A 14384-nucleotide genomic window follows, 5' to 3' on the forward strand; every position below is an offset into this window, starting at 1 on the left:
CGGGCTCAACCGACGCGCGGCCGACGTGCGTCCCCGGGCAGCCCGAACTCGGTGTGCACGCCGGGGCTGAAGCCGATGTGGTCCGGTGGCCGCGCGTCGAGGTCCGGCAGGCCCACCGAGCGCATCAGGCCGTCGTCGAGCTCCAGCAGCTCCGCGTCGTGCACGGGCCACGGCTCGTGGCGGTTGGGCACGTAGAGCGTGCGTCCCCACCAGCGGCTGTGGAGTCCCCACCTGGCGCTGAGGAAGTGGTCGAGCTCGGTGGGCGTCCGTGCGGGGCCGGCGCGGACCACGATGCGGCTCGACCCGGACGTGCCCGGCCAGCGCAGCCGGGCGTCGTACGCATGCACGTCGCCGTCCCGGCGGTAGCGCATGCGCGCCCAGCGGTAGGGCACGCCGAAGCCCGCTCGCGCTCCGACCACGACGGCAGCGCGATCGGTGTCCAGGCTGAGGAACACGATGCCGCGGCGACCGGTCCGGTCGACCGAGTAGAGGCGCACGTTGGTCTCGAGGAAGGTGCCCAACCACGGGATGGCCGGCCCGCGACCCACCCCGGCCCCGACCATGCGGAAGGGGATCAGCCCGACGTAGGTGCGCCCGTCGAGGGTGTCGGGCCGCACCCCGGGCGGCATCCGGTGCGCCACCTCGGCCGGGTCGACGGCCCAGTGCAGGAAGGTCAGGTCGCGCCAGTGCTGGCTCATCACCACGGTCCGCGTCATGCCCGGGGCCTCCGGCGACAGAGGCTCGACCTCGGGGACCTCCACGCCTCCACCCTAGGAGCGCCGGCAAGGCCCACGAGCCTCCGTTTCCCGATGTCCCTTGTCTGATCTAGGGTCCCGATCGTGACGGAAGCGATGATCTCGGCTCGCGGACTGCGCAAGTCCTTCGGTGACTTCGAGGCGGTCAAGGGGATCGACGTCGAGGTCCGCAAGGGCGAGGCCTTCGGGTTCCTCGGTCCCAACGGCGCCGGCAAGTCCTCCACGATGCGGATGATCGCCTCGGTCAGCCCGGTCTCGGGCGGCGAGCTGCGGATCCTCGGCATGGACCCGGCCACCGACGGCCCCGCGATCCGTGGACGGCTCGGCGTGTGCCCGCAGGAGGACACGCTCGACAACGAGCTCAACGTCTTCGACAACCTCTACATCTACGGCCGCTACTTCGGCATCGACCGTGCGACCTGCCGCGAGCGCGCGCGTGAGCTCCTCGAGTTCGCCCAGATCACCGACAAGGCGAAGGCCAAGGTCGAGGACCTCTCCGGCGGCATGAAGCGTCGCCTGACGATCGCTCGCAGCCTGATCAACAACCCCGACGTCCTCCTGCTCGACGAGCCCACCACCGGTCTCGACCCGCAGGCGCGCCACGTCCTGTGGGACCAGCTCTTCCGGCTCAAGCAGGCCGGCGTCACCCTCGTCATCACCACCCACTACATGGACGAGGCCGAGCAGCTCTGCGACCGGCTCGTCGTGATGGACAAGGGCCTGATCGCCGCCGAGGGCTCGCCCCGCGAGCTCATCGATGCCCACTCGACCCGCGAGGTGGCCGAGCTGCGCTTCGGCGTCGGCGAGCACGAGGCGCTGGCCGAGAAGGTCGAGGACCTCGGCGAGCGCGTCGAGGTGCTGCCCGACCGGCTGCTCGTCTACAGCGACCACGGCGAGGAGGTGCTGACGGCCGTCCACGACCGGGGGCTCACGCCGATCGCCACGCTCGTGCGACGCTCGACCCTCGAGGACGTCTTCCTGCGCCTCACCGGCCGGAGCCTGGCGGACTGATGGCGACCCAGACCCGGCCTGCCGGGACGCTGACACCGTGGCAGGGCTTCGCCCGGCAGTACGACTACTGGCTGACCGTCTACAAGCGCACCTGGCGCGGGGGAGTGATCAGCTCCTTCGCCACACCGCTGTTCTACGTCCTCGCGATGGGCGTGCTGCTCGGCGGCTTCATCGACGCCGACCCCGACACGCTCGAGGGAGCGACCTCCTACCTCGCCTTCATCGTCCCCGGCCTGGTCGCCGCGCACGCGATGACGATCGCGGTCAGCGAGTCGACGTACCCCGTGATGGGTGCCATCAAGTGGCACAAGACCTTCTTCGCCCAGCTCGCGACGCCGCTGGCCGTGCGCGACCTGGTCAACGCGTTCGTCGGGTTCGTCGTCTTCCGCGTCGCCACGGCGTGCGGCGTGTTCATGCTCGTGCTCGCGCCCTTCGGCGTCTTCGAGACCTGGTGGGGGCCGGTCGTGGCGTGGCTCGCACAGGTGCTGGTCGGCACGGCCTTCTCGCTCCTCGCCTTCGGCTACTCGGCCCGGCTGAAGTCGGAGGAGGGGTTCGGCGTGCTGTTCCGCCTCGGCGTCCTGCCGCTGACGTTGTTCTCCGGAGCGTTCTTCCCGATCTCCAACCTGGGTCCGGTCCTCGAGTGGGTGGCGCGGCTGACCCCGCTGTGGCACGGCGTCTCGCTGTCGCGGATGTTCTGCCTCGACACGGTCGACTGGCCGCTCGCGGCGGTCAACCTCGCCGTGCTGCTGGCCCTGTGCGTGCTCGGGTGGTTCTGGTCGGTCCGCGGCCTCGACAAGCGGCTGGAGGTCTGACGTGGCCGCGCTCGTCCCGGGGGTCATCCCCGCACCACTCACCCCGGCGCACGCCGCCCGGCTGCTCGTGCTGCGCAACTTCATCGTCTACAAGTCGGCGTGGAAGCTCTTCCTCACCGGCTTCCTCGAGCCCGTGCTGTACCTCTTCTCGATCGGCATCGGCGTCGGCCAGCTCATCGACAGCTTCGAGTTCCACGGGGAGCAGGTGCCCTACGCCGCCTTCGTGGCGCCGGCGATGCTCGCCACGTCGGCCTTCAACGGCGCTCTCCTCGACTCGACCTTCAACGTCTTCTTCAAGCTGAAGTACGAGAAGCTCTACGACCAGATGCTCGCCACGCCGCTCACCACCGGCGACATCGCGCGTGGCGAGATCGCGTGGGGGCTGATCCGCGGGTCGGTGTACTCCGCCGCGTTCCTCCTGGTGATGCTTGCGATGGGGCTGGTCGACTCGTGGTGGGCCGTGCTGGCACTGCCGGCGGCGATCCTCATCGCGTTCGCCTTCTCGGCCGTCTGCATGGCGCTGACCACCTGGATGACGTCGTGGCAGGACTTCGACAAGATCACGCTCGCCCAGATGCCGCTGTTCCTCTTCTCCGCAACCTTCTTCCCCGTCGAGGCGTTCGGCAGCAGCGTCCTGCGGTGGGTCGTCGAGGCCACCCCGCTCTACCGCGGCGTCGTGCTCTGCCGCGAGCTCACGACCGGCGTGGTCACCTGGGAGTCGGCGGTCTCGGTCGTCTACCTCGTGGCGATGGGTGTCGCCGGCCTGCTCGTCGTACGCCGTCGCCTGGACCGGCTGCTGCTCACCTGACCAACCTCTGGCCAACGCCGAGAATCCCGTCCTAGGTTGCTGGGATGGGCTCCTACGCACAGGGCGAGACCACTCCGGCGCTGCTGGAGGAGACGATCGGCGCCAACCTGGAGCGCACCGTGGCGGCGTACGCCGACCGCGAGGCGCTGGTGGAGTGCAGCAGCGGGCGCCGCTGGACCTGGGCCGAGCTCGACCGTGAGGTCGACCGGCTCGCGCGCGGACTGGTCGGCGCGGGCATCGCGAAGGGCGACCGGGTCGGCATCTGGGGGCCCAACAGCGCCGAGTGGACGCTGGTGCAGCTCGCGACGGCGAAGGTCGGTGCGATCCTGGTCAACGTCAACCCGTCCTACCGGACGCACGAGTTCTCCTACGTGGCCAACCAGAGCGGCATGCGGCTGCTCGTCGCCGCGACGTCGTTCAGGACGAGCGACTACCGCGGGATGGTCGAGCAGACGGCCGGCGACACGACGGCGCTGGAGCGGGTCGTCCACCTCGACGAGGAGGCGAGCTGGGGCGGCCTCCTCGCCGACGGTGAGGGCGTCGGTGACGACGACCTGCGGACGCGTTCGGCCTCGCTCGAGCCGACCGACCCGATCAACATCCAGTACACCTCCGGCACGACCGGCTTCCCCAAGGGCGCGACGCTCAGCCACCGCAACATCCTCAACAACGGCTACCTCGTCGGCGAGGTCTGCCGCTACACCGCCGAGGACCGGGTCTGCATCCCGGTGCCCTTCTACCACTGCTTCGGCATGGTCATGGGCAACCTCGCGTGCACCTCGCACGGCGCCACGATGGTGATCCCGGCGCCGGGCTTCGACCCGGCCCTGACGCTGAAGGCGACGGCGGAGGAGCGGTGCACGTCGCTCTACGGCGTGCCGACGATGTTCATCGCCGAGTGGGCGCTGCCCGACCTGGCGTCCTACGACCTCTCCTCCGTGCGCACCGGGATCATGGCCGGCTCGCCGTGCCCCGAGGAGATGATGAAGAAGCTCATCGACGCGGGGATCGACGAGATGACGATCTGCTACGGCATGACCGAGACGTCACCGGTCTCCACGCAGACCCACACCGACGACTCGCTCGAGCGCAAGGTCGGCACCGTCGGGCGGGTCACGCCGCACCTCGAGGTCAAGGTCGTCGACCCGGTCACCGGCGACACCGTCCCCCGGGGCGAGGCGGGGGAGTTCTGCACCCGCGGCTACTCGGTGATGGTCGGCTACTGGGAGGACCCGGAGAAGACCGCCGAGGCCGTCGACCCGGACGGCTGGATGCACACCGGCGACCTCGGCGTGATGGACGACGACGGCTACGTCCGGATCACCGGCCGCATCAAGGACATGGTCATCCGCGGCGGCGAGAACATCTACCCGCGCGAGATCGAGGAGTTCCTCTACACCCACCCCGACATCGAGGACGTGCAGGTCGTCGGCGTCCCGGACGCGAAGTACGGCGAGGAGCTGTGCGCGTGGCTGCGGATGCGCGCCGGTACGACGCCGCTCGACGCCGAGGCCGTCCGCGAGTTCGCGTCCGGCAGGCTGGCCCACTACAAGATCCCGCGCTACGTGATGGTCGTCGAGGAGTTCCCGATGACGGTGACCGGCAAGGTCCGCAAGGTCGAGATGCGCGAGGTGTCGGCGCAGGAGCTCGGGCTCGGCTGAGGAGCGGCCTCAACCGCTCACGACCCGGGCGTGCGGACGCCCCGGGTCGTCGTCGGCGGGCGCGTCGTCGCCGGCCCGGATCGACTCCAGCTGCGCACACACGGCCAGGCCGTAGAAGAGCGAGATCGAGGAGAGCAGGCTCCACAGCAGCAGCGCGAACACGCCGGCCAGCGGCCCGTAGGTGCTGGTGAAGGAGCCGCTCAGGTTGACGTACGCCGCCAGCGCGGCGGCGGCGACCATGCTGCCGACGACCGTGAGGGTCGCGCCGAGGGCCAGCCACGACAGGGCCGGCTGGCGGCGTCGCGGTGCGTGGTCGAACAGGACCGCGATCGCCACGACGAGGGCGACCAGGCCCAGCGGCCAGCGCGCCACGTCCCACGTGTGGTGCGCCCCCTCGGTCCAGCCGTACTCCGTGACCATCGCGTCCCCGAACGCCCCGCCGCCCACCAGGGCGAGGAAACCCAGGCCGACCGGGCCGGCCAGGAGCGCCGTGAACACGGCGGCCCGGCCGTACTTCGCGAGCGCCGGGCGGTCGCGACGGATGCCGTAGATGCGGTTGCCGCCGCGCTCGACCTGGGCCATCGCGGTGGTCATCGACACGAGGGCGAGCGCGAGGCCGAGGACCAGCGCGAGCTCGCCCGCACCCTCGGAACCGCTGCTGACGGCCTGGGCGACGGCGTCGTTGCCGCCGGAGGCGGGGGAGATGGCGTTGACGGTCCTCGCCACGACCCGGGCCGGGCGCTCGTCGTCGATGTCCGAGGCGAGGCCCATCACGGCGAGGAGGAAGGGCACCACGGCCAGGCAGGTCTGCAGGGCCAGCGCCCGGCTGTTGGTGAAGCCGTCCCCGTAGCGGAAGCGCACCGCCGACTCGAGCAGGATCCGCCGCACGCCGTGCCGGCGGACCAGGTGCCAGGCGTCCTCGGCGTCGAGCTCGTCGCCGTCCATCTCCGTGGTCACCGGGACGGTGCTGGCGGTGGTCATGGGCGCACCCTAGGCGACCTCAGTCCAGGACCAGCTCGTACCACGCGAGGTCGATCCAGCGGTCGAACTTGCGACCGACCTCCCTCATCACGCCGACCTGCCGGAACCCGCACGCCTCGTGCAGGCCCTGGCTCCCCGGGTTGGGGAGGGCGACGCCGGCCACCACGACGTGGACCCCGTCGGCGCGCAGCAGCGCCAGCAGGGCCTCGTACATCCGTCGACCGGTGCCGAGGCCCTGGTGCCCGGGCGCGACGTAGACCGTGGTCTCCCGCGTGTGGACGTACGCCGGCTTCGGCCGGTAGGACGACGACGTGGAGTAGCCGGCCACCTCGCCGTCGTGCTCGGCGACGAGGAAGTGGTCGGGTCCGGCGAGCTTGTCCTCCCAGAACTGACGGGGCCGAGGCTCGTGGTCGAAGGTCGCGTGGCCCTCGCGCGCCTCGCGCGCGTAGATGTCGGACACAGCCGGGAGGTCGGCGGGAAGTGCGCGGCGGATGTCCATTCCACCCATTGTCCCCGGCCGCACGGCTGGTTGGATGACGGGCATGAGCACCGCTTCGGACGGGGTGGTCCCCGACACCAAGGACTGGACCTGGGTCCTCGAGCGGCCGTGCCCGGAGTGCGGCTTCGACCCGGCGGCCCAGGCGATCGGCGACCTGCCGGCGCTGGTCCACGACACCGCGATGACGTGGTCGGAGGTGCTCGCCCGTCCGTCCGTGCGCCAGCGGCCGGCGCCCGGGGTGTGGTCCGACCTGGAGTACGGCTGCCACGTCCGCGACGTGCACCGGCTCTTCGCCCAGCGGCTCCGGCTGATGCTCGACGAGGACGTGCCGACCTTCGCCAACTGGGACCAGGACGCGACCGCGCTCGAGAGCGACTACCCCTCCCAGGACCCGGCGGCCGTGGCCGTCGAGCTCATCGAGGCGGCCGGCACCGTCGCCGGTACCTACGCGACCGTCACGGAGGCGACCAGGGGACGGCGCGGCCTGCGGTCCAACGGCAGCGAGTTCACCGTCGAGACGCTCGGGACCTACCACCTGCACGACGTCGTCCACCACCTCCACGACGTGCACGCGGGGCAGGCGTGGACGAGGTCGTGAACGAGACCGTCCGCGCCTACGACCTCGACGCGGTGGCGTACGCCGATGCCTCACCCGCCGTGACGGCTGCGCTGCGCGCCGAGGTCGCGGGGCTCGCGGCGCGGCTGGGCGGGGGCGCACGGGTGCTGGAGATCGGGTCCGGCGGAGGCCGTGACGCGCTGCTGCTCGAGGAGCTCGGCCTCGCGGTCCGGCGGACCGACATCACGCCCGGCTTCGTCGCCCTGCTGCGCGAGCAGGGGCACGAGGCCGACCTGCTCGACCCCCTGGTCGACGACGTCTCCTCGCCGGAGGGGCCGTACGACGCGGTCTGGGCCAACGCGTCGCTGCTCCACGTCGCGCGCGCCGACCTCCCGACGGTGCTGGCCCGGCTGGCAGCGGTGACCCGGCCCGGCGGCCTGCTGCAGATGTCGGTCAAGGAGGGCGACGGCGACGGCTGGTCGACCCACGGGTCGGTCCGCAACCCGCGCCACTTCACGTACTGGCGGGCGGGGCCGCTGGGCGCGGCCGCGTCGGGTGCCGGCTGGGACGACGTCCACGTCTGGTCCTCGACCGGACGGGAGCGGCAGGAGGCATGGCTCGGGGTGTCGGCGGTCCGTGGCACGGTTGCGCCATGAGGCACACCGAGTTCTGGGCCCGGCTCGACCACGCCCTGGGCAAGGCCTACTCCCGCACCTGGGCCGAGCTCACCGTCGTGCGCGACCTCGACGGCCGGACGACCAAGGAGGCCCTCGACGCGGGGGTGCCGCCCAAGCAGGTCTGGGCCGCGGTGTGGCGTCAGCTCGAGCTGCCCGAGTCCGAGCGATGAGCATGGCATGACGGTGCGGGCGGGCGTCGACCTCGCGCTCGTCCAGCGCCGCACGGTCCGCACGCTCGTCGTCTCGCAGGCGATCGGCGCCGTCGGCGTCACCATCGGCGTGACCACCGCGTCGCTGCTGGCCCGCGACATCTCCGGCAGCGAGACGATGGCCGGGCTCGCGCAGACCTTCCAGGTCCTCGGCACCGCTGCGGCGGCGTACGCCCTCGCCCGGGTGATGCGTCGCCACGGGCGTCGGGTCGGCCTGGTCACCGGCTACCTCCTCGGGTCGTCGGGTGCCGTGCTGGCCGTGGTGGCCGGCGTCGTCGACTCGATGCTCGTGCTGCTCATCGGTGCCGTGCTGCTCGGTGCGACCACGGCCGTCAACAACGGCTCGCGCTACGCCGCCACCGACCTCGCCACCGAGGAGCACCGTGCCCGGGCGCTGTCGGTCGTGGTGTGGGCGACCACGATCGGAGCCGTGGTCGGCCCCAACCTCGTCGGTGTGGGCGGCGCCACCGCCCGGCGGCTCGGCATCCCCGAGCTCACCGGCGGCTTCGCGATCGGGTCCGTCGTCCTCGTGCTCGCCGCGGGGTGGGTGTGGTTCCGGCTGCGACCCGACCCGCTGCTGCTCGCGCAGGAGACCGCCGGGCTGACGCCGTCGTCGACCTCGGGGCCGGACGGCGAGCGCTCGTGGGTCCGGTTCGTCGAGGTCGTCCGGGAGGTGCCCGCCGTCGGCTTCGCGGTGGCGGCGATGGCGTGCGCCCACGCGGCGATGGTGACGGTGATGATCATGACCCCGCTCCACATGGAGCACGGCGGCGCGCACCTCGAGGTGATCGGCCTGGTGTTCTCGATCCACGTGCTCGGCATGTTCGCCTTCGCGCCGGTCGTCGGCTGGGCGACGGACCGGTTCGGCCGTTCGGCGGTGCTGGTGACCGGGGGAGTGGTGCTGATGGTGTCGCTCGCCCTGTGCGGGTCGTCGCCGCAGGGCTCGTCGTGGGAGATCCTCGTGGGGCTGTTCCTGCTCGGGCTCGGCTGGTCCTGCGCGACGGTCGCCGCCTCGACCGTGGTTGCCGATCGCACGCCGATCGCGTCGCGCACCGACGTCCAGGGCACCTCCGACATGGCGATGTCGCTGACCGCCGCGGGCGGCGGTGCGCTCGCCGGCGTCATCGTCGGCGGACCCGGCTACGGCGCGCTCGCGCTCTTCGGTTCGCTGCTCGCCGCGGTGGTCGTGGTGGCGGGGCGACTCACCCGCGTGTCGCAGTCGTCATCGAACACGTGTTCGGGCTAGATTCTCTCCACAGGTACGACGAGGGGCGAGGTTGTCCACAGCGTCGGCGGTCCTGATCAGGGACTGTCAGTGGCTCGCCCTAGCGTCGCATAAGTACCGCACACAACGACGAGAGAACGGGACACAGCCATGGCTGGAGCAGACCGCGAGAAGGCCCTCGACGCCGCGCTCGCACAGGTGGAGAAGCAGTTCGGCAAGGGCTCGGTCATGCGACTGGGCGACGAGACGCGTGCCCCGCTCGAGGTGATCCCCACGGGGTCGATCGCCCTCGACGTGGCCCTCGGCCTCGGTGGTCTCCCGCGCGGTCGCGTGGTCGAGATCTACGGTCCGGAGTCCTCCGGAAAGACGACGGTCGCCCTCCACGCGGTGGCCAGCGCCCAGGCGGCCGGCGGCATCGTTGCCTTCATCGATGCCGAGCACGCGCTCGACCCCGACTACGCGAAGAACCTCGGTGTCGACACCGACGCGCTCCTGGTCTCCCAGCCCGATTCCGGTGAGCAGGCGCTCGAGATCGCCGACATGCTGATCCGCTCGGGCGCGCTCTCCCTGATCGTCATCGACTCCGTCGCCGCGCTCGTGCCCCGCGCCGAGATCGAGGGCGAGATGGGTGACAGCCACGTCGGCCTCCAGGCCCGGCTGATGAGCCAGGCGCTGCGCAAGATGACCGGTGCGCTCAACAACTCCGGCACCACCGCCATCTTCATCAACCAGTTGCGCGAGAAGATCGGCGTCATGTTCGGCTCGCCCGAGACCACGACCGGTGGTCGCGCGCTGAAGTTCTACTCCTCGGTCCGCCTCGACGTGCGTCGCATCGAGACGCTCAAGGACGGCACCGACATGGTCGGCAACCGCACCCGCGTCAAGGTCGTCAAGAACAAGGTGGCCCCGCCGTTCAAGCAGGCCGAGTTCGACATCATGTACGGCAAGGGCATCTCCCGCGAGGGTGGCCTGATCGACGTCGGCGTCGAGGCGGGCATCATCCGCAAGGCCGGCGCCTGGTACACCTACGAGGGCGACCAGCTCGGCCAGGGCAAGGAGAACTCGCGCAACTTCCTCAAGGACAACCCCGACCTCGCCAACGAGATCGAGAAGCTGATCCTCGAGAAGCTCGGCGTCACGCCGGCCGTCGACAAGCCCGCCGACGACCTCAGCGACGAGCCCATCGGGGTCAACGACTTCTGATGACCGGCGAGAGTCGCCCGGCCCCCGACTGGGTCGGCGACGTCGGCCTCGGTGTCCAGGCGTGGGTGGGTGAGACGCCACCCACGCCGGACGAGCCGCGGAGGTCGCGCGGGACGAAGAAGAAGCGTCCCCGCAGGACCTGGGAGGAGCGCGAGGCCGCCCGCGTCGCCCGCCAGGAGGCTGCCGCCGCGGAGGTCGAGGCCGACCCCGAGGCGGTCGCCCGCAAGATCCTGCTCGACACGCTGACGGGCCAGGCGCGCACCCGCCAGGAGCTCGCCGACAAGCTGGCCAAGCGGGGCGTCCCCGACGACCTGGCGGCCGGTCTCCTCGACCGGTTCACCGAGGTCGGCCTGATCGACGACGCGGCGTTCGCCCGGCAGTGGGTGGAGAGCCGGCACCGCAGCCGCGGGCTGGCGCCGATGGCGCTCAAGCAGGAGCTGCGGCGCAAGGGCGTGGCCGACGACGACGTCGCCGAGGCGCTCGAGCAGATCGACGAGACCGACCAGCGCGAGGCGGCCCGGGCCCTCGTCGAGCGCAAGATGCGCACGATGCGCGGCCTCGACCCGCAGGTGGCCACCCGCCGCCTGGCCGGCCTGCTGGCCCGCAAGGGCTACTCGTCGGCCATCGCCTTCTCGGTCGTGCGCGAGGCCCTGTCCGACGCAGCCGGGGGTGACGAGGGTCTCGTGACCGACGACATGGCGCCACCGGACGACTGACGGTTGGATGACCCCGTGAGCAACGAGCGCGAGGTCCTCTCCTACGAGCTGTTCGGCACCGCCACCCGCGAGCTGGCGCAGCAGGTGGCCGACTCGGGCTACGAGCCCGACATGGTCCTGTCCATCGCCCGCGGCGGACTCGCCCTCGGGATGGGGCTCGGCTACGCGCTCGGCGTGAAGAACCTGTCGGTGCTCAACGTCGAGTTCTACACCGGCGTCGACGAGCGCCTCGAGGTGCCGATCATGCTGCCGCCGACCCCGGCCGCGGTCGACCTGTCCGGGTTGAAGGTGCTGATCGCCGACGACGTCGCCGACACCGGCCGCACGCTCGAGCTGGTCCACGAGTTCTGCGAGGGCCACGTCGCCGAGGCCCGCACCGTCGTCATCTACGACAAGCCGCACTCGGTCATCAAGCCCGACTACGCCTGGCGCGAGACCGACCTCTGGATCGACTTCCCGTGGTCGGCGCTGCCGCCGGTCGTGGGCAAGGGGCTTGCGCACTGAGAATGGGGTCGTGCACCCCATCCCCGTCGTCGTGCGCGCCGGCGACCACGAGCTGACCGGAGCCGTCGGTGACGGCGAGTCGTTGCTGTGCGCGGCTCGTCGACTCGCCGGTGACGAGCCCGTCGCGGTCGACCTCTCGGGCGAGGTCAAGCGGTTCGCGGTCGAGACCGACCTGACGATCACGTTGCGGGCGATGACCCGCGGTGACCTGCCGATCCTGGCCCGCTGGCTGCGCGCGCCGCACGTGCAGCGGTGGTGGCACCACGAGGGGGAGCCGACCGACGAGCGCGTGGCGGCGACGTACGGCCCTCGCGTCGACGGCACCACGCCGATCCGGATGTGGGTCGCGGAGGTCAACGGGCGCTCGGTGGGGTTCGTGCAGGACTACCGCATCCGCGACTTCCCGGACTTCGCCCTGCTCACGCCCGACCCGGACGCCGTCGGCCTCGACTACGTGGTCGGCGAGCCCGAGTGGGTGGGCCGGGGCATCGGCACCCGGGTGCTCTGGGCCTGGATGGTGCGTGCCGCGACCCGCTTCCCGGACGCCGGCGGTTTCTTCGCGGCCCCCGACCACGCCAACGTCGCCTCGCTGCGACTGCTCGACAAGCTGGGGTTCGCCCGGGGCACCTGGTTCGACGAGCCGCAGCGCGACGGCGGGGTGGCGACGATGGTGGGCTGCACCCTCGAGGTGCGGCGGGTGCTGGGCTGATCGTCGTTCCGTCATGATGTCCCCATGACCACCTCTCCCATCGCCGACGCCCTGCGGCTCCCTGCCGGCCCGGTCGACCTCACCGCGATCGAGACCGATGCCAAGCCGGGGTTCGACGGCAAGAAGGCCGACGGCAAGGGAGCGCTCTTCGCGATGGGCGACGAGCTCGCCGACCTGCAGGAGCGACTCTGGGCCCAGCGCACGGTGGGGTCCGAGCGTCGCGTGCTCCTGGTCCTCCAGGGGATGGACACCAGCGGCAAGGGCGGCGTGCTGCGCCACACCATCGGCCTGGTCGACCCGCAGGGCGTGCGGATCACCAGCTTCAAGGCGCCGACGGACGAGGAGCGCGCCCACGACTTCCTCTGGCGGATCGACAAGGGACTCCCGCCGGCCGGCTACATCGGCGTGTTCGACCGCAGCCACTACGAGGACGTGCTGATCGCGCGCGTGCACGACCTCGCCGAGCCGGCCGAGATCCACCGTCGCTACGGAGCGATCAACGACTTCGAGGCCCGGCTTGCCGACTCGGGGGTCGCGATCATCAAGTGCATGCTCCACGTCGGTGCCGACGAGCAGAAGTCGCGTCTCGCCGCCCGGCTCGACAACCCGGACAAGCACTGGAAGTACAACCCCGGCGACCTCGACGAGCGAGCCTCCTGGCCGGCCTACCGCGAGGCCTACGAGATCGCGCTCGAGCGGACGAACACCGACGTCGCGCCGTGGTACGTGGTGCCGGCCGACAAGAAGTGGTTCCGCAACCTCGCGGTCGCCCAGCTGCTGCTCGACACGCTGCGCGAGCTCGACCCGCAGTGGCCCGTCGCCGACTTCGACGTCGAGGCGGAGAAGAAGCGGCTGGCCGAGGAGTCCCCGGTCCAGTGACCCTCGAGAACGTCTCCGTCACCCGCTACGTCACACCCCTGCGCGAGGGCGGCAGCCTGCCGGGGGTCGTCGAGGCCGACGACCTCGGCACCTACGTCTGCAAGTTCCGCGGCGCCGGCCAGGGAGCCAGGGTCCTCGTCGCCGAGGTGATCGTCAGCGAGCTGGCGACCCGGCTCGGCCTGCGCACGCCCCGGCTCGTCGTGCTCGACCTCGACCCCGAGATCGCCCGCTACGAGGCGGACGAGGAGGTCCAGGACCTGATCCGGGCGAGCGTCGGGCCCAACCTCGGCATCGACTTCCTCCCCGGTTCGTTCGGCGTCGACGGCCAGGTCTCCGTCGCCGACGACGAGGGCGCCCGCGTGCTCTGGCTCGACGCCTTCACCGCCAACGTCGACCGGTCGTGGCGCAACCCCAACCTGCTGCTGTGGAACGGCGACCTCTGGGTCATCGACCACGGTGCCTCGCTCTACTTCCACCACGGCTGGCGAGGCGGCGTCACCGACCCGGCGAAGTTCGCGGCCCAGCCCTGGGACGCCGGCGGCCACGTGTTCGAGACCTGCGCCGCGCGCGCCCGCGCGCTCGACGGGGAGATCTCGTCGGCGCTGGACCGGGAGGCCTTCGAGGAGGTGCTCGCCGCCGTCCCCGACGTCTGGCTCGAGCCGGTGCCGGGACCCGACGGGTCCGACCTCGGGCCCGACGCGTTGCGAGCGGCCTACGTCGACTTCCTCACCGCGCGCCTCGGCACCCGCCAGTGGCTGCCCGGTCACGAGGGCGAGGCCCCCGGTGAGCGGGCGGATGGCCTACCAGTACGTCGTGCTCCGGTGCGTGCCGCGGCCCGAGCGTGAGGAGTTCCTCAACGTCGGCGTGGTGCTGCACTGCCAGTCGGCCGACTTCCTCGATGCGGTGTGGAACGTCGACGCCGACCGGCTGCGCGCCCTCGACGCCGGTATCGACGTCGACCAGGTGTGCGAGGCGCTCGGGTTCGTCGACTGGGTGTGCCGTGGTGACGAGCGCGGGGGAGAGGCGGCGCGCCAGTCGCTCGGGCAGCGGTTCGGCTTCCTGAAGGCGCCCCGGAGCACCGTGCTCCAGCCCGGCCCGGTCCACGGCGGCGTCACCGAGGACCCGGCCCGCCAGCTCGAGCACCTGCGCGAGCGCCTCGTCGGATAGACCCCGTCGGGT

Annotated in this window: 18 protein-coding genes; 15 read left to right on the forward strand and 3 right to left on the reverse strand. The window is 71.5% G+C overall.

The window, feature by feature from the left end; genetic code table 11:
- Positions 1 to 5 precede the first annotated feature (5 nt).
- Positions 6 to 716: a YqjF family protein gene (locus BLV76_RS16900; protein ID WP_090972861.1), complete on the reverse strand. Its 711-nt coding sequence runs from the start codon at positions 714 to 716 to the stop codon at positions 6 to 8.
- 123 nt (positions 717 to 839) lie between these two features.
- Here BLV76_RS16900 and BLV76_RS16905 point away from each other — a divergent pair, with 123 nt between their 5' ends.
- The 4 genes from BLV76_RS16905 to BLV76_RS16920 are packed head-to-tail and all read left to right on the forward strand — an operon-like array spanning position 840 to position 5047.
- Positions 840 to 1766 carry an ABC transporter ATP-binding protein gene (locus BLV76_RS16905; protein ID WP_425433733.1) on the forward strand — a complete coding sequence of 309 codons (927 nt, stop codon included), beginning with the start codon at positions 840 to 842 and terminating at the stop codon, positions 1764 to 1766.
- On the forward strand, positions 1766 to 2578 hold the full coding sequence (locus BLV76_RS16910) for an ABC transporter permease (RefSeq protein WP_090970494.1): 813 nt from the start codon (positions 1766 to 1768) through the stop codon (positions 2576 to 2578). The genes BLV76_RS16905 and BLV76_RS16910 overlap by 1 nt, the downstream gene beginning before the upstream one ends.
- Position 2579: 1 nt before the next feature.
- Entirely contained in the window at positions 2580 to 3386 is an 807-nt protein-coding gene (locus BLV76_RS16915) for an ABC transporter permease (protein ID WP_090970496.1), read from the forward strand.
- Positions 3387 to 3430: 44 nt separating this feature from the next.
- The gene (locus BLV76_RS16920; protein ID WP_090970498.1) at positions 3431 to 5047 is read left to right on the forward strand and encodes an AMP-binding protein; all 1617 of its coding nucleotides are present in this window, start codon (positions 3431 to 3433) and stop codon (positions 5045 to 5047) included.
- Between the two features lie 9 nt (positions 5048 to 5056).
- On the opposite strand, the gene BLV76_RS16925 is transcribed toward BLV76_RS16920, so the two are convergent.
- The gene (locus tag BLV76_RS16925) at positions 5057 to 6028 is read right to left on the reverse strand and encodes a YihY/virulence factor BrkB family protein (RefSeq protein WP_090970500.1); all 972 of its coding nucleotides are present in this window, start codon (positions 6026 to 6028) and stop codon (positions 5057 to 5059) included.
- A gap of 19 nt (positions 6029 to 6047) precedes the next feature.
- Complete coding sequence (locus BLV76_RS16930; RefSeq protein ID WP_175539715.1) at positions 6048 to 6527, reverse strand: GNAT family N-acetyltransferase; 480 nt, start codon at positions 6525 to 6527, stop codon at positions 6048 to 6050.
- A gap of 43 nt (positions 6528 to 6570) precedes the next feature.
- Here BLV76_RS16930 and BLV76_RS23175 point away from each other — a divergent pair, with 43 nt between their 5' ends.
- The 11 genes from BLV76_RS23175 (at position 6571) to BLV76_RS16985 (ending at position 14372) form a co-directional block, all read left to right on the forward strand.
- Positions 6571 to 7125, forward strand: coding sequence for a DinB family protein (locus BLV76_RS23175; RefSeq protein WP_090970504.1), 555 nt, complete (start codon positions 6571 to 6573; stop codon positions 7123 to 7125).
- Positions 7122 to 7739 (forward strand): class I SAM-dependent methyltransferase, encoded by a 618-nt coding sequence (locus BLV76_RS23180; protein WP_090972863.1) that lies wholly within the window; start codon positions 7122 to 7124, stop codon positions 7737 to 7739. The genes BLV76_RS23175 and BLV76_RS23180 overlap by 4 nt, the downstream gene beginning before the upstream one ends.
- Complete coding sequence (locus BLV76_RS16945) at positions 7736 to 7930, forward strand: DUF3046 domain-containing protein (RefSeq protein WP_090970506.1); 195 nt, start codon at positions 7736 to 7738, stop codon at positions 7928 to 7930. Before BLV76_RS23180 ends, BLV76_RS16945 begins: the two co-directional genes overlap by 4 nt.
- Before the next feature lie 7 nt (positions 7931 to 7937).
- Positions 7938 to 9215 carry an MFS transporter gene (locus tag BLV76_RS16950; protein WP_090970508.1) on the forward strand — a complete coding sequence of 426 codons (1278 nt, stop codon included), beginning with the start codon at positions 7938 to 7940 and terminating at the stop codon, positions 9213 to 9215.
- Between the two features lie 129 nt (positions 9216 to 9344).
- Positions 9345 to 10397 carry a recombinase RecA gene (gene recA, locus BLV76_RS16955; RefSeq protein WP_090970510.1) on the forward strand — a complete coding sequence of 351 codons (1053 nt, stop codon included), beginning with the start codon at positions 9345 to 9347 and terminating at the stop codon, positions 10395 to 10397.
- The gene (locus BLV76_RS16960; protein ID WP_090970512.1) at positions 10397 to 11113 is read left to right on the forward strand and encodes a regulatory protein RecX; all 717 of its coding nucleotides are present in this window, start codon (positions 10397 to 10399) and stop codon (positions 11111 to 11113) included. Before recA ends, BLV76_RS16960 begins: the two co-directional genes overlap by 1 nt.
- 15 nt (positions 11114 to 11128) lie before the next feature.
- Positions 11129 to 11617, forward strand: coding sequence for a phosphoribosyltransferase (locus tag BLV76_RS16965; protein ID WP_090970514.1), 489 nt, complete (start codon positions 11129 to 11131; stop codon positions 11615 to 11617).
- A 10-nt stretch (positions 11618 to 11627) separates the two neighbouring features.
- Positions 11628 to 12326, forward strand: a complete 699-nt coding sequence (locus BLV76_RS16970; RefSeq protein WP_245734716.1) for a GNAT family N-acetyltransferase — start codon at positions 11628 to 11630, stop codon at positions 12324 to 12326.
- 24 nt (positions 12327 to 12350) lie between these two features.
- Positions 12351 to 13205, forward strand: coding sequence for a PPK2 family polyphosphate kinase (locus BLV76_RS16975; RefSeq protein WP_090970515.1), 855 nt, complete (start codon positions 12351 to 12353; stop codon positions 13203 to 13205).
- The gene (locus tag BLV76_RS16980) at positions 13202 to 14050 is read left to right on the forward strand and encodes a HipA family kinase (RefSeq protein WP_245734717.1); all 849 of its coding nucleotides are present in this window, start codon (positions 13202 to 13204) and stop codon (positions 14048 to 14050) included. Before BLV76_RS16975 ends, BLV76_RS16980 begins: the two co-directional genes overlap by 4 nt.
- Complete coding sequence (locus tag BLV76_RS16985) at positions 14001 to 14372, forward strand: DUF3037 domain-containing protein (RefSeq protein WP_090970517.1); 372 nt, start codon at positions 14001 to 14003, stop codon at positions 14370 to 14372. Before BLV76_RS16980 ends, BLV76_RS16985 begins: the two co-directional genes overlap by 50 nt.
- Positions 14373 to 14384 lie beyond the last annotated feature (12 nt).

The organism is Nocardioides exalbidus (assembly GCF_900105585.1).
GTDB lineage: Bacteria > Actinomycetota > Actinomycetes > Propionibacteriales > Nocardioidaceae > Nocardioides > Nocardioides exalbidus.